Consider the following 20,337-nt stretch of genomic DNA (forward strand, 5'->3'; position numbering starts at 1 on the left):
GCTTGATGATGTCCAAGCATTGCGCAATAAATCGCTGCCTGCGTTCGAAATAGACGACTGGTAAATTTTAAACATCCGCGGGGGAGCGGAATGACGAAGAGCAGCAACGAACGGGCCGTCAATCGGCCCGCTGTCTTCCGCGAGCCGGGCGCCCTGCTCTATGCCGGCAATTGCCAGGACCTGATGAAGGCCTCGCTTGCGGGCCAGGTGTCGCTCAACGCCTGGACGCGACGCGGCTATCCCGGCATCGACCTCGGCGCGGCGCTGCCGCAGGTCTGTTCCGTCGGCGGATGGGATGCGACGACCCCGCAGGACTGGGGCCTGCGCGAACATTGCAACGAGGGGGTCAAGATCGCCTATCTGGCGCGCGGCTCATTGACGATCACCATGGATGGCCGCAGGACGACGATCAATGAAGGCCAGATGTTCGTCGTGCGGCCCTGGCAGTTGCACGCGCTCGGCGATCCCAATGTCGGTGCCAGCCACATAATCTGGGTGCTCATGGATATGGGCGTGCGCCGACCACACGAAACCTGGCTGTGGCCCGACTGGATCGGCTGGCCCGAGCGCGACCGAAAGCGCCTGAGCGAACTTCTGTCGAAGAACGAACAGATTTCCTACAACGCCTCCCGCGAAGTTACCCGCACCTTCCTCGACATCCACGAGGTGGTGGCAGGCGGCGATATCGACGGTGGAGAGGCGCACCTGCGCCTCTTGATTTCGATGATGCTGCTGCAATTCCGCCAGATGCTGGAAAGCCAGGCACCGGTTCTCGATCTTGCTCTTGCAAGCTCGAAGCGCACGGTCGAGATCTTCCTGAAGCGGCTGCGTCATGCGCTCGACGAGGACTGGACGCTCGAGAACATGGCGGCGGAGTGCAATCTTTCCCGCACGCAATTTTCGCAGCATTGCCAGGTGCTGACCAATATGACGCCTGTCCGCTACCTCCAGACGCTCCGACTCAACGCCGCACGGCTGCTTCTTGAAAGCGGCGCGCAATCGGTCACCAACATCGCCTTTGATTGCGGCTTCTCATCGAGCCAATACTTTGCCACCTGTTACAAGAAGCGCTTCGGGTTTTCGCCAATGGAAACGCCGCGTCAGTCGCTATCGATCGCCAACTGAAAGTGGGCCGCCGCGACCGGATCAAAGCCGAATGGACAAGAAAGCTCTCCTGACGCCACGAAAGGTCGCTTCGCAGCAACGCTCGCGAGCGATGATCGAGGCCTTGGTCGAAGCGACTGCGCGTGCATTGATCAAAGAAGGATTTGAACGCGCCAACACAAACCGGATTGCCGAAGAGGCCGGCGTCAGCATCGGCTCTCTCTATCAGTATTTTCCGGGCAAGGAAGCGCTCGTCGTTGCCGTCATCGAACGCCACAAGAGCGAGATGGTGGATGTCTTGCGGGGTACGCTGGCCAAAGTGGCGACGCTGCCGCTCGACAGTGCCGTGCGCGAACTGGTCAAGACGATGATCGATGCTCATCGTGTGAACCCGGACCTTCATCGGGTGTTGGTCGAGGAAACGCCACGTGCAGGGCGGATCGGTACGATCGACGGTTTTGACAGAGAGTTCTATGGGTTGATCAGGGCTTATCTCGAATTGCACAAGGAAGAACTGCGGCCGATGGATCTGGATCTGGCCGCTTACATTTGCGTCAGCTGCACGGAGGCGCTGACGCACGGCGCGGTGGTCGACAGTCCAGAGAAGCTAAACGATGGGAACGTCGACGCCTTCATCAACGAAGTGACGACGCGCCGGCGTCCAACTGCGCGAACTACCGGGGGAATATGAACCGGGAGCGCTCGCAGAGACAGCTTCTCGAACGCGAGTAGATTTTTGCGAGTGATCGCTCACAATTAGGCCTGCACGCGGCCAGTCCGACAGCCAACCTCGTGTCGAAATCAAATGCAGCACGAGCGGTCGAGCGACCGCTTCTCGAAGCTCCATACCAAGGTAACAAGAGATGTACGCACACGTCGTGATGATTCATGCCGCGGCCATGGGCACGGTATTTCTGCTGTTTGCAGCAAGGGAGCTCCTTTTCATTTCTGCCCGGCGAGGGCAAATCGGGGCTGCAAAGTTGGCCCTGACCGCAAACAGGATTGCAGGTCTGCTCACCGGCATAGGGATTGCCGGAGGCATTGGCCTCATCGTTTTGGGTGGGTGGCCGCTATCGACACCCTGGCTACTGATGTCATTCACCCTGATCGCCGCCTTGATGATTGTCGAAAGCAGGGTCGTGCGGCCATGGGAGGCACAGGTGCATCCAGCCCTTGAAGGCACGATCGACAAAATGGAAGTCCGAACGCTTCTTAGAAACAAGCGCGCTTTGGGCGGCCGCCTGGCATCGATCTCGCTTTTTGCTCTGATAATAGCTCTGATGGTCGTCAAACCCGACCTACTCGGCGCCTAGGGCGACGCCATCGGACGCATCGGTCGCTCATCAACGGAGTTGAACTCACCGCCCCTATATGCGGAGCGATGAGTTGTCTTTTCAGGGCGTCATCACGCCAGCGCGGGCAGCAGCTGGTCGATGCTCTTCTTGGCGTCGCCGTAGAACATGCGGGTGTTGTCCTTGTAGAACAGCGGGTTCTCGATGCCGGAGTAACCGGTTCCCTGGCCACGCTTGGAGACGAACACCTGTTTGGCCTTCCAGACTTCGAGCACCGGCATGCCGGCGATCGGTGAGTTCGGATCCTCCTGGGCGGCCGGATTGACGATGTCGTTCGAGCCGATGACGATGACGACATCGGTTTCGTGGAAGTCTTCGTTGATCTCGTCCATCTCGAGCACGATGTCGTAGGGAACCTTCGCTTCGGCCAAAAGCACGTTCATGTGGCCCGGCAAACGGCCGGCGACCGGATGAATGGCAAAGCGCACGTTCTTGCCGGCCGCCCGCAGCTTGCGGGTGAGCTCGGAGACCGATTGCTGCGCCTGCGCCACCGCCATGCCGTAGCCCGGCACGATGATGACGCTGTCGGCGTCGTTAAGGGCTGCGGCCACGCCATCGGCATCAATGGCGATCTGCTCGCCGGTGATTTCCATGGCCGGCCCCGTGGTTGCCCCGAAGCCGCCGAGGATGACCGACAGGAACGAGCGGTTCATCGCCTTGCACATGATGTAGGAGAGGATCGCGCCCGAGGAGCCGACCAGCGCGCCAGTGACGATCAACAGGTCGTTGCCGAGCGTGAAGCCGATAGCCGCGGCCGCCCAGCCGGAATAGCTGTTCAGCATCGACACCACCACCGGCATGTCGGCGCCGCCGATGCCCATGATCAGGTGATAGCCGATGAAGAAGGCGGCGAGCGTCATGACAAGCAGCGTCCAGGTGCCGGCGCCATTGACGTAGAGCACCAGCAGCACGAGCGAGAGAAGGGCAGCACCGGCATTGAGCAGGTGACCGCCCGGCAGCTTCTTGGCCTTGCCGTCGACCTTGCCGGCAAGCTTGCCGAAGGCGATGACGGAGCCGGTGAAGGTGACGGCGCCGATGAAGACGCCGAGGAAGACCTCGACCTTCATGATCGACAGCTCCACCGGTTCCTTGTGGGCAAGGATCGCGGCAAAGCCGGTCAATGCAGAGCGGGCCGCCGCATCGAGGCCGGCGACATCAACCGCTTCGATATGGGCGTTGAAGCCGATGAAGACTGCGGCAAGACCGACGAAGGAATGGAGTGCTGCAACGAGTTGCGGCATCTCGGTCATCTGGACGCGGGAGGCGACGAAGTGGCCGAGCAGGGCGCCGCCCGCGATCATCAGCGCGATGATGAACCAGTTGCCGACATCAGGTCCGAAGACCGTGGCGACAATGGCAAGCGCCATGCCCGTCATGCCGTACCAGACGGCGCGCTTGGCGCTTTCCTGGCCCGAAAGCCCGCCGAGCGAGAGGATGAAGAGGACGGCTGCCGCAATATAGGCGGCCGATACGATACCGATCATCATAATGTTTACCCCTGCCCGATCAGGATTTCTGGAACATGGCGAGCATGCGCCGCGTGACGAGGAAGCCGCCGACGATGTTGATCGTGGCGATCAGCACCGACAGCGCCGCAAGCAGCACCACCAGCCAGTTGCCAGACCCGATCTGCAGCAGCGCCCCGAGAATGACGATGCCGGAAACCGCGTTGGTGACGGCCATGAGCGGGGTGTGCAACGAATGCGAGACGTTCCAGATGACCTGGAAGCCGACGAAGCAGGCGAGCACGAAGACGACGAAGTGGCTCATGAAGGCAGGCGGAGCAAAGGCGCCGACCAAAAGCAGCAGCGCCGTGCCGACGGCGAGAAGCGTCAGCTGGCTCTTCGTCTGGGCCTTGAAGGCTGCGGCCTCGGTCGCACGCTTTTCCTCCGGCGTCGGCTCCTTCACCTTCTCCTTTGGTTTCTGCGCCGCGATCGCGGCGATCTTCGGCGGTGGCGGCGGATAGGTGATCGCACCCTGGAAGGTGACGGTCGCGCCACGGATGACGTCGTCCTCCATGTTGTGGACGAGCTTGCCGTCCTTGCCCGGCGTCAGGTCGGTCAGCATATGGCGGATATTGGTGGCATAGAGCGTGGACGCCTGCGCGGCCATGCGGCTCGGGAAATCGGTATAGCCGATGACGACGACGCCGTTGTCGGAGACGATCCGCTGATCGGCAACGGTCAGGTCGCAGTTGCCGCCACGCTCGGCCGCAAGATCGACCACCACCGATCCCGGCTTCATCGCCGCCACCATGTCGGCAAGCCAGAGTTTCGGTGCATCACGGCCCGGGATCAGCGCCGTGGTGATGACGATATCGATCTGGGGCGCAAGCTCGCGGAACTTGGCAAGCTGCTTCTCGCGGAACTCCGGCGAAGAGGGAGCCGCATAACCGCCGGTGGCAGCGCCATCCTGCTGACCGCCATCGAAATCGAGATAGACGAACTCGGCTCCCATGCTCTCGATCTGCTCGGCGACTTCCGGCCGCACGTCAAAGGCATAGGTCTGAGCACCAAGCGAGGTGGCGACACCGATCGCCGCAAGACCGGCGACGCCCGCACCGATCACCAGGACCTTGGCCGGCGGCACCTTGCCGGCGGCCGTCACCTGGCCGGTGAAGAAGCGACCGAAATTGTTGCCGGCCTCGATCACCGCGCGATAGCCGGCGATATTGGCCATCGACGACAGCGCATCCATCTTCTGGGCGCGCGAAATGCGCGGGACCATGTCCATGGCGATGACGTTGGCGCCCTTTTCCCTGGCGAGCTCCAGAAGTTCGGCATTCTGGCCCGGATAGAAGAACGAGATCAGCGTCTTGTCCGCAGACAGATAAGCGACCTCGCTCGCCTCGGGCGGCCGTACCTTGGCGACCACATTTGCCGAAGCCCACAGCGCCTCTGCCGACGGGGCCACCTCGACGCCCACGGCCCGATAGGCATCATCGGAAAAACCGGCCGCAACGCCCGCGCCCGTCTCAATGATGCTGCTATAGCCAAGTTTCGCAAGTTGCACCGCGCTGTCAGGTGTCAGCGCCACGCGCGCCTCGCTTGCGGTTACCTCCCGCGGCGCGCCAATTTTAATCGCCATGCTTGTCTGTCCTCTCCTGCCGACTAGGCAATGCCTTGTCCCTCAACAATGCGACAGCAGAACAAGCAAACCTTGAGAGTACTGTCCAGTACGCTTTGCCGCGAATCCGTCCATTCTTGTCGCTTTTTAGTTTTCACTAATCGTTTTTATCGGCCAAGCACTCCAGCCGACGGGCCGCTCGGGCACCAATGGCCAACAAAAAGGGGACGGCGACGCCCCCATGAAGAGGGTGCTGCATCGGCTCCAGGGGGCCGCCGATTGCGTATGTGAAGCGACGCTTCACCAGAGAGGGGTCCCGAACCTGCGCGCGTTTCATGAAACGATCATGCCGAGCCGCGACTGACAATCCGGCGCCTGGCGTCGACACGCTACGGGGCCGCTGCTGCAAGCCCTCCTTCGGAGGTTCTTATTTCAATGCCCTCGGCACGGCACGGCGACGCGGTCTGGCCGCGTGCCGCGCCGTGCGGCCCCTTGGGAGGACGTTCTAGTTACGGCTTTCGTAGCTGCTCAGATTTAAAGGGGTGACGAGCTCGAACGTGAACGACCCGCGCGTCCACGTCCTCAAAGGGATTCGTCGACAATGACGACCGGTCGCCCCAGGGAGCAGGCCTCCACCCGCGCCTCGACGCGATAAACCGAGCGCAGCATATCCGCGGTGATGACGTCGTGGGTGGGGCCGCTCGCCAGCACCGACCCGCCACTGATGACGATCGTGTCGTTGCAATAGCGCAGCGCATGGTTCAGGTCGTGCAGCGCGATCAACACCGCCATACCCGACTGCGCCGACAAACGCTTCATGAAGCCAAGGACCTCGATCTGGCGAAAGAGATCGAGCGCCGAGGTCGGTTCGTCCATCAACAGCACTTCGGGCTTACGCACGAGAGCTTGCGCGATGGAGACGAGCTGGCGCTGGCCGCCTGAGAGCTCACCAAGGCCACGAAAGGCGAGATCGGCGATCCTGAGTTCGCCCAGCACTCGGTCGATCTCGGCGAGTTCGGCGTCCTTCACCTTCCAGCCTGAGCCTTGCTTGGCCGACAACAGCACCGACTCGTAGACAGTCAGCACGGCATTGGCGCCGGTATCCTGCGGCATGTAGCAGATGCCCTCGGACCCCTTGGCCGTATCGGACAGGTGGACAGTGCCGGGACCGGAGGTCAGGTTTGCTATGCGCTTGAACAGCGTCGACTTGCCGGCCGCATTAGGACCAATCACCGCCGTCAGGCCACCGCCGCGCAAGACACCGGTGTTGACATCTAAGAGCACCGTGCGCCGGCCATAATTCGCGCCGACCTTTTCCAGCGACAGGCTTACCATGCGCGCCTCCTGTTGGTGAAAATCAGCACGAAGAAGAAGGGCACGCCAACGAGCGCGGTGATGACTCCAATTGGCAGGACGGCGCCCGGAATGATCATCTTGCTCACGACCGAAGTGACCGAAAGAAGGAGCGCGCCGCACAGCACAGAAGCTGGCAGGAAGAAGCGCTGATCCTCGCCGACCAGCATGCGCGCGATGTGCGGAGCGACGAGACCAACAAAGCCGATCGTGCCAACGAAAGAGACCGGGATCGCCGCAAGCAGGCTGACCGTCATCATTGCTTCGAGCCGGAGCCTTCGAACATTGATACCGAAGCTCGCAGCCTTATCGTCGCCAAGCCGAAGCGCGGTCAGCGCCCAGGCGTGGCGTGCAAACAGCGGCAAGGCGAACAGCAGCACCGCGCCGGTGATCCAGACCTTTGGCCAGGTTGCCTTGGTGAGACTGCCCATCGTCCAGAAGACGACGGCGGCCAGCGCCTGTTCGGAGGCGAGATATTCGAGCAGCGATAGCGCGGCATTGAAGGTGAAGACGAGCGCAATGCCGAGCAGAACGATTGTTTCGACCGTAACGCCGCGCATGGTGGAGGCGAAATGGATGAAGAGCGCCGCCAACATCGCCATGAGGAAGGCGTTGATTGGCACCATGTATTGGACGGCGACGGGAAAAACCGCCACGCCGGCAACGAGACCGAGGGCCGCACCGAAGCCGGCAGCGGCGGAAATGCCGAGCGTGAATGGACTTGCCAGTGGATTGGCAAGGATCGTCTGCATCTGCGCGCCTGCGACCGACAATGAGGCACCCACCGTCACGGCCATCAGGGCGATCGGCATGCGAATGTCCCAGATCACCACCCGGAGCTGGTCGCTTACAGTTTCCGGTCGAAAGAGCGCGGTCAGCACATCCGCGAGTGGATAGTTCGCAGGCCCGAGAGCCATGTCGACTGCAACCGACGCAAAGAGCGCGACGATGAGGCAGAAGATCAACACCAAGCGGCGCAAAACGAGAGAGCGGTAGCGCCCTCGCCCTTCAACGCCGGATACTTGTTCGGTCATGGCAACCATCATTCACCACTCTTTGGAAGCGAGGCGAAGTAACCCGCGCGGTAGGTCACCGGCAGAAACTTCTCATGGAACTCGCGGAAAGTCCGGTCAGGGTCTATGTCGGCAAAGAGCTCCGGATGGAACCACTTGGCAAACTGCTGGATCGGAATGAACTCGTAAGGGGCGCCGTAGAACTGATGCCAGACGGCATGCACATTGCCCTCCTTCACCGCCTTCAGGCCGGGAAAGCCCGGGCGCTGCATAAGGCCGCGCAGGCGATCTTCTGCCGCCGCCGCATCGGCGCCGCGTCCGACGCTAACGAACTGGTTGAGATCGGATTCCGCCGACCAGTTACTGCCGGTGATAATGACATGATCCGGATCGCTGACGATCAGCTGCTCAGGATTGAGGTCGCCGAAGGTCCCCTTGATGACGTCAGAACCGATATTGTGGCTGCCGGCCTCTTCCACCATTTTGCCGAAGTTGGCCGGACCGAAGGTGCGGCAGCAGACAACGTCGCCGGTGATGCCGGGAGAGCGCTCGATGAAGACTTTCGGCCGCACAATTTCCCCCGCCTTCTTGAGGCGGTCCGTCACCATCGCGATTTGAGCATTGCGATAGTCGATGAATTCGCGGGCCTTCGCTTCGGCACCGAAGAGCTGGCCGAGGATTTCGACCGATTTTTCGCTATTGGCGGCAGGATCCACGCGGAAATCGAGATAGACGACGGCAATGCCGGCGGCAGCGGCCTTTTCGATGAAGCCCGATTCTTCGACCGCCTGCTGCGCTTCGAGATTGAGCGTCAGAACATCAGGCTTGAGCGCAATCGCTGCCTCGAGGCTGAAATCGCCCGAAGGGATATAGCCGAACCGCGGCAGTTTCTCGATTTCGGGGAAGCGCTCCACATAAGCAGCGTAGGAGTCCGGATCCTTCTTCAAAAGATCATCGCGCCAACCGACGATCGTGTCGAAGACATGCTCGCCTTTCAGCGCTGCGGCCACGTGGATCTGCCGCGCCTCGCCCAACAGGACGCGCTTGGCCGGAAGCGCAATTTCGACCCGACGGCCGGTGACGTCGACGATTTCAGCCGCACTGGCGGGCAAAGCCGCCAATACCAAGGCTGCGACCATCGCCGACGCGATTTTCCCGAAGATCGACATTCTCATTCCTTTTTAGTTGCGACGCCGGAGTCCTCCCCTCCTCCAGCTGTCGAACCGCTTACTTGGCTGACGTCAGCGAGACGAAGTAGCCGCTCTTGTAGGGAAGCGGCAGGAAGCGCTCATGCAACTCCTTGAACGTCGCCTCCGGGTCTAGGTCCGCGAAGAGATCCGGGTGCAGCCACTTGGCGATCTGCTGGATGGCCACGAACTGGTAGGGATTGTTGTAGAACTGGTGCCAGATGGCGTGAACCTGGCCGTCTTTCACGGCTTCAACGCCGGTGAAAGCCGGGCGCTTGGTCAGGTTTTCGAGCTTGCGGGCCGCTTCCTTCTCATCGGCGCCATAGCCGACGCCAACCCAGGCACCACCCGGCACATAACCCTGCCAGTTGCCGCCGGTGATGATGATCTGATCGGGATTGGCAGCGATGATCTGCTCCGGATTGACCACGCCGAAGGTGCCGGGAATGATGTCCTTTGCCATGTTTACGCCGCCGGCGAACTCGACCATCTTGCCGAAGTTCTCGTTACCGAAAGACATGCAGCAATCGTCGGAGTAACCACCGGCGCGTTCGACAAAAACGAGCGGCTTCTTCGGATTGGCCTTCGCCAAAACGTTTGTCACCTTGGCGATGCTCTCGGCGCGAAACTTGATGAACTCCTCGGCCTTCTCTTCCTTTCCCAAAAGCTTGCCCATCACGCGCATGCTCGGCTCGGTGTTTTCCATCGGCTTTTCGCGGAAATCGACGTAGACGAGCGGGATACCGACCTTGGCGAGCTTCTCGATGTAGCCAGCCTCCTCCGTCGCCGTCTTGGCGTCGACGTTCATCAGAACGACATCGGGTTTCAAGGCAACCGCCTGCTCGATGTCGAAGGTGCCATCCTTCATGCCGCCGAAGGTCGGCAGCTTGGCAATCTCAGGGTACTTTGCGAGATAGGCGGCATAGCTTTCAGGGTCTGCCTTTGCCAGATCATCGCGCCAGCCGACGACGCGCTTGAACGGCTCGTCGCGGTCGAGCGCGCCGAGGAAATAGATCTGCCGCCCTTCGCCGAGAATCACGTGCTCGACGGGTACGTTGACCTCGACATCGCGGCCCGTGACATCCTTCAACGTCACGACATCAGCGAAGGCTGCCGTAGAAAAAAGCACGCAAAGGCTTGCGGCGGCCGCAGCCACCCTGTTGAAAAACCGCATTGTTTTAGCTCCGCTGGAAAATTCAGGCGATCTAATGTTTCATGACTTTATTAGTCAACATTTATCTTTTAGAACGCCTCCAAACAGGAACGAGCGGTATCGACATGAGCGATGTGACGGAGCGGCAGAACTACAACCTGCGCGATGAAATCAAGGCCTACTGGTCGGACCGCGCGGCTACCTTCGATCTGTCCCCGGGCCACGAGATCTTCTCGGAGGAAGAACGCGCGGCCTGGCATCAACTGTTTCTCCGTCACCTTGGGCCGGGCGCAGGGCGTGCCGCGCTCGATCTTGCGAGCGGCACCGGCGTCATCTCGCATCTTCTCGATGAACTCGACTTCAAGGTGCAGGGCCTCGACTGGGCCGAGCCGATGCTCGAACGCGCCAGGGATAAGGCGCGCAAGCGCGGGCGAGCGATCCGCTTCGCCCTCGGCGACGCCGAAAATACCATGGAGCCCGACAACCACTACGATGTAATCGTCAACCGGCATCTGGTCTGGACGCTCGTGGACCCGGCCGCAGCCTTTGCCGAATGGCGACGGGTCCTGAAGCCCGGCGGCATGTTGCTGATCGTCGATGGCGACTTCGTCAATACAACCGCGCTCGAGCGGCTGTTCTCCAAGCTCAGCACATGGGGACAGCGCCTCGGCCTGTTCAAGGCTGAGACGCCAACCGGTTCGCCGCAGATGACGGCGACGCACCGCAGCATCCTCTCCCGCGTGCATTTCGCACAAGGCGCCCGCGCCGAGGCCGTCGTCGCGCTGTTGCGCGAGGCCGGCTTCACCGAGATTACGATCGACAGGGACCTTCGCGAAATCCATCGCACCCAGGCCGCGAATTGGAACCTTTTCAAGGGCTTGGCGCGACAGTCGCAGCATCGCTACGCCATTCGCGCGACGAAACCTTAGGGTCGAGGCAAACCCTACGCAGTCAGTGACTGTGTTCATGCGCAAAAACGACCAGGCTCACGACTGCGCAATCTCGCTGCCAATCCGCAGGACCTCCGAGATTAAAAGGTTCAGGTCGTCCGGGCGGGTGCGATGATTGCAGATCGCCGCGCGCAGGCAATGCTTGCCCCGGATCGTCGTGTCGGAAAGCGCCGCCACGCCGGTTTCCTGCAGGCGCAGCATGATCTCGAGGTTGGTCTCCTTCAGTCGCTCCTCATTTAGACCGTCGGGCGCATAGCGGAAGCAGACGATGTTGATCTCCGGTTCAACGATGAGTTCCAGAGGCGGATTCGAACGGACGAGATCGGCGAGGAAGGCGGCCTGCGCGACGTTCTGGTCGATCAGCCGGCCGAACTTGGCGATGCCGTGCTCCATCAGCGCCATCCAGACCTTCAGCGCCGCAAAGCCGCGACTGGTCTGAAAGCCGAATTCGTGAAGCCATTGGCCGGAAGCGATGCCACGTGACATGCCTTGGAGGTATTCGGGCGACACCGCAAAGGTTTCCCGGTGCCTCGTCCGATCCCGGACAAGCGCGCAACCGACCTCAAAGGGGGCATGCAGCCATTTGTGCGGGTCGAGCGCGACGGAATCCGCCCGCTCGATGCCCTTGACGCGCCAGGCGTTCTCGGGCGCGATCGAAAGCAGCGCTCCGATACACCCGTCTACGTGGAACCACAGGTTCTCCTCCGCGGCGATCCCGGCCAAGGCGGTGAGATCGTCTACTGCACCGGAATTGACCGTACCGGCAGTACCAATTACGCAGGCAGGCCTGAAGCCCCGCGCGCGATCCTCGGCGATCGCCGCGCGAAGCGCCTCAAGGTCGATGCGGTAACGGGAATCGGTCGGGATCCGTCTAAGTGCCTTGTTGCCGAGGCCGAGCGTCTCGACCGCCTTGCGATGGCAGGAATGAACCTGATCCGAGGCGTAGAAGCGCATGGGTTCCGTGAGGGCCGCAACGCCCTCTTCGCGCAGATCGATGCCCGCCGTGGCGTTGCGGGCAACCGTCAGCCCGACGAGGTTGGCCACCGAACCGCCGCTGACCAGCGTGCCGCTCGCTGCCTTAGGAAAGCCGATCATGTCGCGCAGCCATCCGACGACCTGCTGGTCGACGAGGGCAGCGGCATGGCGTCCGCCCCCGAGATTGGAACCCTGGATCGCTGCGAGAAAATCGCCGAGCGCCCCGGTGAAGTTGCCGGAGCCCATGTACCAGGACCAGAACCGTGGATGGATGTTGCCCATTGGATAGGCGAGCACCGTGTCCTTCACCTGTCGGTACACGTCCTCGAGGGGCGTCGGCCGATCCGGGACCGGCGCCTGGTACAGCGCTTCGATCTCGTCCGGCAGCGGTTGCCAGACCGGACGCTCGCGCACGCGGCCGAGATGGCCGACGGCATCGTCGATGATCCGGTGGGCGAGCGCCGAGACGGACGACCAATCGGGTGGGTCGAGGGTCTCGAGCGTAGCCAGGAGTTCCGGTTGCGTGAAGGCTCCCACGCTTTGCCTCGGTGATCGCGCTCCCATCGTTCCTCTCCCTATTCGGCGGCGAACTGGAAGCCAGGCGTGGATCGCGACAGCTCCATCTCCTCGTCATCCATGTCCGCCGGGATCGTTTCGAACAGCGGCGTCGACAGGTAGCGCTCCCCTGTGTCAGGCAGCATGCACAGGATCACCGAGCCGGCCGGCGCGTGCTCCGCGATCTGGCGCGCAACGCCGAAGGTCGCGCCGCCCGAAACGCCAGTGAAGATTCCCTCTTTCTGTGCGAGCGCCTTGGCCCATTCCATCGCCTTCGGACCGGCAATGGCGACAAGTTCGTCATAGTAGCGGTTGTCAATCGCCTCCTGCAGGACGTCTGGTATGAAGTCCGGTGTCCAGCCCTGGATCGGATGCGGCTCGAAGGCGGGATGGCTGGCGGCCGGCGCACCGCCCGTTCCGCGCTGTTGCGCATGACCGCTGCCGAGCAACTGCGCGTTGGCGGGCTCGGCAAGCACGATCTTCGTCTCCGGACGCTCACGCCGCAAAACCCGGGAGACGCCAACCACCGTGCCGCCGGTGCCGTAGCCTGTGACGAAGTAATCAAGACGGGAGCCGGCAAAGTCGTTGACGATTTCCCGGCCGGTCGTCGCCTCGTGGATCGCGGCGTTGGCTGTGGTCTCGAACTGCCGGGCGAGGAACCATCCGTTCTTCTCTGCGAGTTCGATCGCCTTGCGATACATGCCCAGGCCCTTCTCGGCGCGCGGCGTCAGAACGACCTTGGCGCCCAGCATGCGCATCAGCCGGCGGCGCTCGACGGAGAAGCTATCGGCCATGGTGACAACCAGCGGATAGCCTTTTTGCGCACAGACCATCGCCAGTCCGATGCCGGTGTTACCGCTGGTGGCCTCGACTACGGTCTGTCCGGGCTTCAGCTTGCCTGTGCGCTCGGCCTCCTCGATGATCGCAATCGCCAGCCTGTCCTTCACCGACGAAGCCGGATTGAAGAACTCCGCCTTGACATAGATGGTCGCGTTGCCGACGCTGAGATTGTTGACGCGGATCGCCGGCGTATCGCCAATCGTCTCCAGCACGCTGTCGAAAAGCCGCCCGCGGCCGCTCGTGGTTCTCAGTCCAGAATTGTTTGGCATGGGTCCTCTCACTCTTCCGGATGCTAGGTTCGGCGAGGGATGCTAAAGTGCTGCCGTGGGAGCCGGCGTGGGAGTGCGCATGGAAACGGATGGCCCGGACGTGGTTTTTTCGGCAAAGGAGCTGGAACTGCGGCTGCTCGGGCCGATGAAACTCATGCGCCGCGGGGTGGCCGTGCCGTTACCGCCGTCGCGCAAGGTGCGCGCGCTGCTCGCTTATCTGGCCCTGACGCCAGGTTCGGTTCCTCGGGAACGGCTCTGCCATCTGCTCTGGCAAGTGCCGAGCGATCCGCGCGGTGAATTGCGCTGGAGCCTGAGCAAAATCCGCTTGCTCATGGACACGGATGGCCGCAAGCGCGTGATCACGGCTAACGACCGGATTTCACTCGATCTCGAAGACTGTGACATCGACGCACGCCACATCCAGGCAGCAAGGCGTCGCGGTATCGGAAACCTCGATCTGGAGGCGTTGCGGCCGATTGCTGGACGATGCGGAGGCGATCTGCTCGAAGGGGTCGAGATCGACAACAGCCCTGCCTTCGAGCACTGGCTGACATCGGTGAGGAGCGAGTTTCGCCTGTACGCGCTGGAGATCGCGGCAGAAATCGGCAAGAAAACACCCGTCGGCGGTGAGGACGGCTTGCCGGCAGCCCGGCAATGGCTCGACCTCGCGCCGCTCGACGCAGACGCAAATCTCCGCTTCCTGGCGGAATTGTCCCGCAGGCGGATGGGCGACGCCTGCAACCGGCATCTCGATGCGGCAGCGCGCCTCTTTGCCGATGAGGGCGAGGACTTCGCGCCGATCCGAGAGGCATGGGAACGCCTCAGGCCCCTGCCCCGACAACCGGCGGTCGTCGTCGTTTCTGACGGTGTTGGCAGACCTTCCGAGCCCATCCACGTGACGGTCGCGCGCCGCGCCTCAATTGCCGTCATGCCGTTCCGCGAACTTGTCGCGGGCGGGGCGGGCCGGAACGATCTCGGCAGCGCGGTCGCGCATGACGTCATCAGCAAGCTGGCGCGCCTGCGCAGTCTCTTCGTTATTGCCCGAGGCTCTGTTTTTGCCATCGCTGGCGAAGGGCTCGAACTGCCGGAAATCGGCCGCCGGCTCGGCGTCGACTATGTCGCCACCGGCTTCCTAGAACAGCACGAACTCGGGATCGCCGTGAACGTGGAGGTCGCAGAGGCGGCCACCGCCCATATCGTCTGGACTGAGCGGCTCGAGGCGCGCGCGGCCGAGCACTTTGCCGTCGTCGACGAGATCAGCAACAGCATCGTGTCGTCGATCGCCGCTGAAATCGAGAACGAAGAGCGCAACCGCGCGATCCTGAAGCCTCCGGATTCGCTCGACGCCTGGGAGGCCTATCATCGCGGCCTCTGGCACATGTTTCGCTTCACCGCCGAGGAAAACGAGCGCGCCGCCGAGTTCTTCCGCCTTTCGACACGCCTCGATCCAACCTTCTCACGCGCCCATGCAGGGCTGTCCTTCACCCACTGGCAAAGGGCATTCCAGCGCTGGGGCGACCGCGACGGCGAGACCCGGGACGCGCTCAAGGCCGCCGGGCAGAGCCTCTTGGTTGACGATCAGAACCCCGCCGCGCACTGGTCGATGGGGCGTGCCCTCTGGCTGACCGGAGACCACGACCAGGCGGTGCGCGCACTGGAGCACTCGGTCCTTCTCAGCCCCAATTTCGCCCTCGGGCACTATGCGCTCTCCTTCGTGCACGCGCAGTCCGGCGACCCCGCAGCGGCGATCACCGCATCTGATTACTCGCGGCTTTTGAGCCCCTACGACCCGCTGCTGTTCGGCATGCTCGGCACCCGTGCGATTGCGCTCATCCGGCTCGGCGCCTTCGAGGAGGCTGCAGACTGGGCGATCAAGGCGGCAGCCCGTCCGAACGCGCATGTGCACATCCTCGCGATCGCAGCCCATTGTCTTGCGCTCGCCGGACGCCTCAGTGAGGCTCGCAGCTACGCGGCCCGCATCCGCCTGCAGAAGCCGGATTACCGGACGGACAATTTCCTCGACGCCTTCCACTTCACACCCGACGTCATCGCCCGATATCGCCAAGTGGCGGCCTTGATCGGGCTGGCGACCTGAGTGATCGGTGCCGGCCAAATTCGCCTGCGTGTTTTAGAGCCGCTGGAGAAGGCGGTAGCGTTCAAGGATTTCAGCGATTTGTTCGTCCTGTGCCTTGTTTGGCAGAAGTGCTGGCTGTCGGCTTGCGCCGACAGATGCATCCTGCAGGTAGAGGGCGCGCTTGACCATCGCCGGGGCAAAGCCGAGTGCATAGAGGTCGGTCCGAAAGGCAGCAAAGGTTGCCTGCTGCTTCTGCGCTTCGACAACGTCGCCGGCATTGAAGGCCTTCAAGATACCTGCAAGTACATCGGGCATGGCGTTGCCGAGGCCCGAGATGCAGCCAGCCGCACCATTCTGCAGTGCCCAGAGCACGAGATGATCGGGGCCGGAGTAGACTTCGAAACCGTCGACCTCGTTGGCAACCTGCAGATAGGCTTCCAGCGTTTCTTTCGCACCGCCGGAATCCTTGATGCCGGCAATGTTGCCGTGGCCGGCAAGGGCGCGCGCCGTGTCGGGCTCGATATGGTTCTGCGTGCGGGCGGGTATGTCATAGAGGTAGACTGGCGTCTTCACGGCATCGGCGACGGTCGAGAAATGACGGACAAGGCCATCCTGGGTGCAGGCAATGAAGAACGGCGTGATCACTGCGATCCCGTCGACGCCGATCCGGTCGAATTCTCGGGCGAGTTTTACTGTCTCGAAGGTGGCAGGCATGCCGGCATTGACGATCACCTTGACGCGGCCGCCGACCTCATCAACCACCTCCTCCGTCAGGCGCACCTTTTCCTCGTATGTCAGCGCGGTGAAGTCACCGTTGGTTCCGGCGCACATGATGTTGTTGCCCGCTGCGACCTGTCGGCGGACCTGGGCGCGCGTCGCCTGGTAGTTAATGGTCTCGTCGTCGTTGAAGCAGGTCACGAGGGCGACGAAGGCTTGCTTGGTCATGCGGATTTTCCTCTCAATGGACGGCGCCTCAGGACGCGCGCTGAAGACGGGCGGCGCGATGAGCGGCCTGGACGTCGGGATCGGGGTCGAGGCCGGCTGCAAGCAGCGCACGCGTATAGTCTTGCTGCGGCGCGTCGAACACCTCGCGCACCGTGCCAAGCTCTACGATGTTGCCCTTCTGCATGACCATGACGTGGTCGGCAAAGTCGCGCACCACCGGCAGATCGTGGGCGATGAAGATAAAGGCGATACCCATTTCCTTGCGCAGCCGGTCGAGCAGCGCGATCACCTGCGCCTGCACCGAAACGTCAAGCGCCGAGACCGCCTCGTCGCAGATGATCAGCTGCGGCTCGAGTGCGAGTGCGCGGGCAATTGCGATGCGTTGGCGCTGGCCGCCGGAAAACTGATGTGGGTAGCGGCCCATGTGCTCCGGGCCGAGACCGACCTGCACAAGAAGATCAGCCACCCGCTCGCGCCATTTCGCCTTGGGCAAGATATCCGAATGAATGACCCAGGCCTCGGAAATGAGCTGGTAAACGGTCATACGCGGATTGAGCGACTGCGTCGGGTCCTGGAAGACCATCTGCAGGTCGCGGCGCAGCTTGTAGAGTTCGGCCGGCGACATGGTGAAGAGGTCGCGGCCCTTCCACAAGGCGCTGCCACTATCCGGTTCGTCGAGGCGAAGCAGGATGCGCGCCAGCGTCGACTTGCCTGACCCGCTCTCGCCGACGACGGCCATGGTCTCGCCGGGCATGAGGTCGAAGGACAGGCCCTTCAGCGCCTCGAAGGAGCCATAGCGTTTGCGCACGTCGCGAACTGAAAGAACGGGTTCGGCGCGAGCGGCTGGCACATGCATCTCGCCCTTGCCTGGAGCGGCGGAAATCAGCTTTTTGGTATAGGGATGCTGCGGGTTCTTGTAGACCTCGCGCACCGTGCCGGCTTCGACCAGGACGCCTTTTTCCATCACCACCACGCGATCGGCGATCTCCGCGACCACGCCGAGGTCGTGGGTGATGATGAGGACCGCCATGCCGGTCTCTCGCTGCAATTCCTCAAGCAGCGCGAGCACTTCGGCCTGCACGGTGACGTCGAGCGCCGTCGTCGGCTCATCGGCGATCAGGAGATCTGGCCTGAGCGCCAATGCCATCGCAATCATCACGCGCTGGCGCTGGCCGCCGGAGAATTCGTGCGGATATTTGTCGAGCGAGCGCTCAGGGTCGGGGATGCCGACCCGGGTCAACAGCCGCAACGCCTCGGAAGCGGCTTTCGCGGCGTCGGTCCCGTGGGTGGTGAGCGCCTCGCGGATCTGCCAGCCCACGGTATAGACCGGGTTGAGATGGCTCAGCGGGTCCTGGAAGATCATGGCGATACGGCGCCCGTTGACCTTGCGCCTTTCCTGCGCCGGCATTGTCAGCAGGTCGACGCCGTCGAGCAGGATCTCGCCCGAGCTGATGCGTCCCGGCGGCATGTCGATCAGGTTCATGATCGCCGAGGAGGAGACCGACTTGCCGGATCCGCTTTCGCCAAGGATTGCGAGCGTCTCGCCACGGTCGAGATGGTAGGAGATATTGCGGACCGCTTTCACGACGCCGACTGCGGTGTGGAATTCGACCGACAGGTCGCGAACTTCCAGGAGATGGTCAGCCATTCTTGCGACCTTTCATTTCGAGACGCCAGCGCTGCACTGGGTCGAGCGCGATGCGCAGCCAGTTCGACAGGAGGTTTAGCGACATGGTGGTAAGGATGATCGCAAGGCCGGGCCAGAACGAAAGCCACCATGCGTTGGTGAGGTACTGGCGTCCCTGCGAGATCATCAGGCCCCAGGTGATTTCCGGCGGCTGGATACCGATACCGAGGAACGAAAGCGCGCTTTCGGCTAGCATCACATAGGCGAAGTCGAGCGTCGCAAGCGTCGTCAGCGTCGGCAGCACGACAGGCAGAATGTGGCGGAACAGGATGCGCTTGCTTGATGCGCCCATCACGCGCGCGGCCTGCACGAACATGCGTTCACGGATTTCCAGCACTTCGGCGCGTGTGGTTCGCAGGTAAACCGGGATGCGTGTGATCGCCAGCACCAGCATGAGGTTCAGGATCGACGAGCCGAGAATATAGAGAACGATGACCGCGATCAGCAGCGACGGAAAGGACATGATCACGTCCGCAAGCCGCATGATGATCTGATTGACGCGCGGCGAGGAAAAGCCGGCGACAAGGCCGAGGAAGGTGCCGACGGTTGCTGAAAGCGCGACGGCACCGGCGGCCACCATCAGCGTGTTCTGGGTGGCAACGATGATGCGGGCAAGCAGCGGCCGCCCGAGGGAATCAGCCCCCATCCACCAGACCCAGCCGCGCTCCCAGTCGAAAGGCACGGCGTTGCGGCCTCTAAGGTTCTGTTTGGTCGCGAGATCGCCGAGCCAGGTCGGCCCGATGATTGCGATGATGAGAACGAAAAGCAGGAAGATCGCGGCGCAAAGCGCGAATTTGTCGGCAAGCAGCATGCGGAACATGCGGGTCGCAAAGCGCGGTTCTTCGGTAACAACGGTATCGGCGGTCTGCAGGGTCATGGTCCCCTCCTCAGTGCCGGATGCGCGGATCGAGCAGCGCGTAGGCCAGATCGATCAGCAGGTTCATGAGGAAGATCGCCAGCGCCGTGACGAGGATGGCGGCGAGCACGACGTTGAAATCGCGCTGCAAGATGGAATCGATCATCAGCTTGCCGACGCCCGGAAACCCGAAGATCGTCTCGACGATGACCGCGCCGTTCAAAAGGCTCGCGGCCTGGTCGCCAATGACGGTGATGACCGGCAGCATGGCGTTGCGCAGCGCATGCACGAAGATGATCGGCCCGGATTTGACGCCCTTGGCGCGCGCCGTCTTCACATAGGCCGAAGAAAGCGCCCCGATCATCGAGCCGCGCACCACCTGGACGATGATGCCGAAAGGCCGGATGAACAGAACCGAGATCGGCAGGATCCAATGAAGCAGCGACCCCGTGCCCGAAGTCGGCAGCCAGGCGAGGTTTACCGAAAAGACGACGATCGCGACGATGGCGATCCAGAAATCGGGAACGGAAGCGCCGACCAGCGAGATCAGCGAGGAGAGCCGATCGAAGAAGCCTCCAGCGCGGAAGGCGGCAAGCGAACCGACGACGATCGCAGCACCAGCGACCAGCGTCATGGTGATGACTGCGAGCCAGAGCGTCCAGGTGAAGGCCTCAAGCACCACGTCCAGAGCAGGACGCGCCTTGCGCAGGGATTCGCCAAAATCGCCGGTGACGACGTCGCCGACATAGCGTCCGAACTGCACCAGCATTGGATCGTTCAAGCCATGCAGCTCGCGGAATTGCGCCTTCATCTCTGCGGAGGCTTCGACCGGCAGGAACAAGGCGGCCGGATCACCTGTCAACCGCGACAGGAAGAAGACCATGACGAGCAGCCCGACGAGCGAGATCAGACTGGCCACGGCGCGTTTTCGAACGAATTTCAGCATGGCGCCCTCGAA

At 62.3% G+C, this 20,337-nt stretch carries 17 protein-coding genes; 5 read left to right on the forward strand and 12 right to left on the reverse strand.

Annotation, left to right across the window (positions count from 1 at the left end; genetic code table 11):
* The first annotated feature begins 90 nt into the window (after window positions 1–90).
* The 3 genes from OVA00_RS37845 to OVA00_RS37855 all read left to right on the forward strand — a co-directional run bounded on the left by OVA00_RS37845 (window position 91) and on the right by OVA00_RS37855 (window position 2,417).
* Entirely contained in the window at window positions 91–1,125 is a 1,035-nt protein-coding gene (locus OVA00_RS37845; protein ID WP_060518040.1) for an AraC family transcriptional regulator, read from the forward strand.
* A 91-nt stretch (window positions 1,126–1,216) separates the two neighbouring features.
* Entirely contained in the window at window positions 1,217–1,795 is a 579-nt protein-coding gene (locus OVA00_RS37850) for a TetR/AcrR family transcriptional regulator (protein ID WP_268090957.1), read from the forward strand.
* A 172-nt stretch (window positions 1,796–1,967) separates the two neighbouring features.
* Entirely contained in the window at window positions 1,968–2,417 is a 450-nt protein-coding gene (locus OVA00_RS37855; protein ID WP_268090958.1) for a DUF2269 family protein, read from the forward strand.
* Window positions 2,418–2,509: 92 nt separating this feature from the next.
* Here the strand turns inward: OVA00_RS37855 and OVA00_RS37860 are convergent, their stop codons facing one another.
* The 6 genes from OVA00_RS37860 to OVA00_RS37885 all read right to left on the reverse strand — a co-directional run bounded on the left by OVA00_RS37860 (window position 2,510) and on the right by OVA00_RS37885 (window position 10,249).
* On the reverse strand, window positions 2,510–3,943 hold the full coding sequence (locus OVA00_RS37860; protein WP_268090959.1) for an NAD(P)(+) transhydrogenase (Re/Si-specific) subunit beta: 1,434 nt from the start codon (window positions 3,941–3,943) through the stop codon (window positions 2,510–2,512).
* A gap of 19 nt (window positions 3,944–3,962) precedes the next feature.
* Window positions 3,963–5,537 carry a Re/Si-specific NAD(P)(+) transhydrogenase subunit alpha gene (locus OVA00_RS37865; protein WP_268091162.1) on the reverse strand — a complete coding sequence of 525 codons (1,575 nt, stop codon included), beginning with the start codon at window positions 5,535–5,537 and terminating at the stop codon, window positions 3,963–3,965.
* Window positions 5,538–6,104: 567 nt separating this feature from the next.
* Entirely contained in the window at window positions 6,105–6,857 is a 753-nt protein-coding gene (locus OVA00_RS37870) for an ABC transporter ATP-binding protein (protein WP_060518046.1), read from the reverse strand.
* The gene (locus OVA00_RS37875) at window positions 6,851–7,918 is read right to left on the reverse strand and encodes a FecCD family ABC transporter permease (RefSeq protein ID WP_226020927.1); all 1,068 of its coding nucleotides are present in this window, start codon (window positions 7,916–7,918) and stop codon (window positions 6,851–6,853) included. The genes OVA00_RS37870 and OVA00_RS37875 overlap by 7 nt, the downstream gene beginning before the upstream one ends.
* On the reverse strand, window positions 7,918–9,057 hold the full coding sequence (locus tag OVA00_RS37880; protein ID WP_442780595.1) for an ABC transporter substrate-binding protein: 1,140 nt from the start codon (window positions 9,055–9,057) through the stop codon (window positions 7,918–7,920). Before OVA00_RS37880 ends, OVA00_RS37875 begins: the two co-directional genes overlap by 1 nt.
* 58 nt (window positions 9,058–9,115) lie before the next feature.
* A complete protein-coding gene (locus OVA00_RS37885) occupies window positions 9,116–10,249 on the reverse strand; it encodes an ABC transporter substrate-binding protein (RefSeq protein ID WP_268090961.1) in 1,134 nt (377 codons plus the stop codon).
* A gap of 104 nt (window positions 10,250–10,353) precedes the next feature.
* Between OVA00_RS37885 and OVA00_RS37890 the strand changes: the two genes are divergently transcribed.
* Window positions 10,354–11,157, forward strand: a complete 804-nt coding sequence (locus OVA00_RS37890) for a class I SAM-dependent methyltransferase (RefSeq protein WP_268090962.1) — start codon at window positions 10,354–10,356, stop codon at window positions 11,155–11,157.
* A 57-nt stretch (window positions 11,158–11,214) separates the two neighbouring features.
* On the opposite strand, the gene OVA00_RS37895 is transcribed toward OVA00_RS37890, so the two are convergent.
* Both OVA00_RS37895 and OVA00_RS37900 read right to left on the reverse strand, forming a co-directional pair.
* The gene (locus OVA00_RS37895; RefSeq protein WP_268090963.1) at window positions 11,215–12,717 is read right to left on the reverse strand and encodes a pyridoxal phosphate-dependent decarboxylase family protein; all 1,503 of its coding nucleotides are present in this window, start codon (window positions 12,715–12,717) and stop codon (window positions 11,215–11,217) included.
* An 11-nt stretch (window positions 12,718–12,728) separates the two neighbouring features.
* Entirely contained in the window at window positions 12,729–13,817 is a 1,089-nt protein-coding gene (locus OVA00_RS37900; RefSeq protein WP_060643877.1) for a PLP-dependent cysteine synthase family protein, read from the reverse strand.
* Between the two features lie 79 nt (window positions 13,818–13,896).
* On the opposite strand from OVA00_RS37900, the gene OVA00_RS37905 reads away from it, so the two are divergent.
* On the forward strand, window positions 13,897–15,912 hold the full coding sequence (locus OVA00_RS37905; RefSeq protein WP_268090965.1) for a transcriptional regulator: 2,016 nt from the start codon (window positions 13,897–13,899) through the stop codon (window positions 15,910–15,912).
* Between the two features lie 33 nt (window positions 15,913–15,945).
* On the opposite strand, the gene OVA00_RS37910 is transcribed toward OVA00_RS37905, so the two are convergent.
* Genes OVA00_RS37910 through OVA00_RS37925 form a run of 4 tightly spaced genes read right to left on the reverse strand, consistent with a single transcriptional unit; the run spans window position 15,946 to window position 20,325 of the window.
* Complete coding sequence (locus OVA00_RS37910; RefSeq protein ID WP_060643879.1) at window positions 15,946–16,836, reverse strand: dihydrodipicolinate synthase family protein; 891 nt, start codon at window positions 16,834–16,836, stop codon at window positions 15,946–15,948.
* Between the two features lie 28 nt (window positions 16,837–16,864).
* Window positions 16,865–18,484 (reverse strand): ABC transporter ATP-binding protein, encoded by a 1,620-nt coding sequence (locus OVA00_RS37915; protein WP_060643880.1) that lies wholly within the window; start codon window positions 18,482–18,484, stop codon window positions 16,865–16,867.
* Window positions 18,477–19,400, reverse strand: a complete 924-nt coding sequence (locus OVA00_RS37920) for an ABC transporter permease (RefSeq protein WP_268090967.1) — start codon at window positions 19,398–19,400, stop codon at window positions 18,477–18,479. Before OVA00_RS37920 ends, OVA00_RS37915 begins: the two co-directional genes overlap by 8 nt.
* Window positions 19,401–19,410: 10 nt before the next feature.
* The gene (locus tag OVA00_RS37925) at window positions 19,411–20,325 is read right to left on the reverse strand and encodes an ABC transporter permease (protein WP_034796335.1); all 915 of its coding nucleotides are present in this window, start codon (window positions 20,323–20,325) and stop codon (window positions 19,411–19,413) included.
* Window positions 20,326–20,337: the final 12 nt, after the last annotated feature.

This window comes from Ensifer sp. SL37 (assembly GCF_026672675.1).
Classification (GTDB): Bacteria; Pseudomonadota; Alphaproteobacteria; order Rhizobiales; family Rhizobiaceae; genus Ensifer; species Ensifer adhaerens.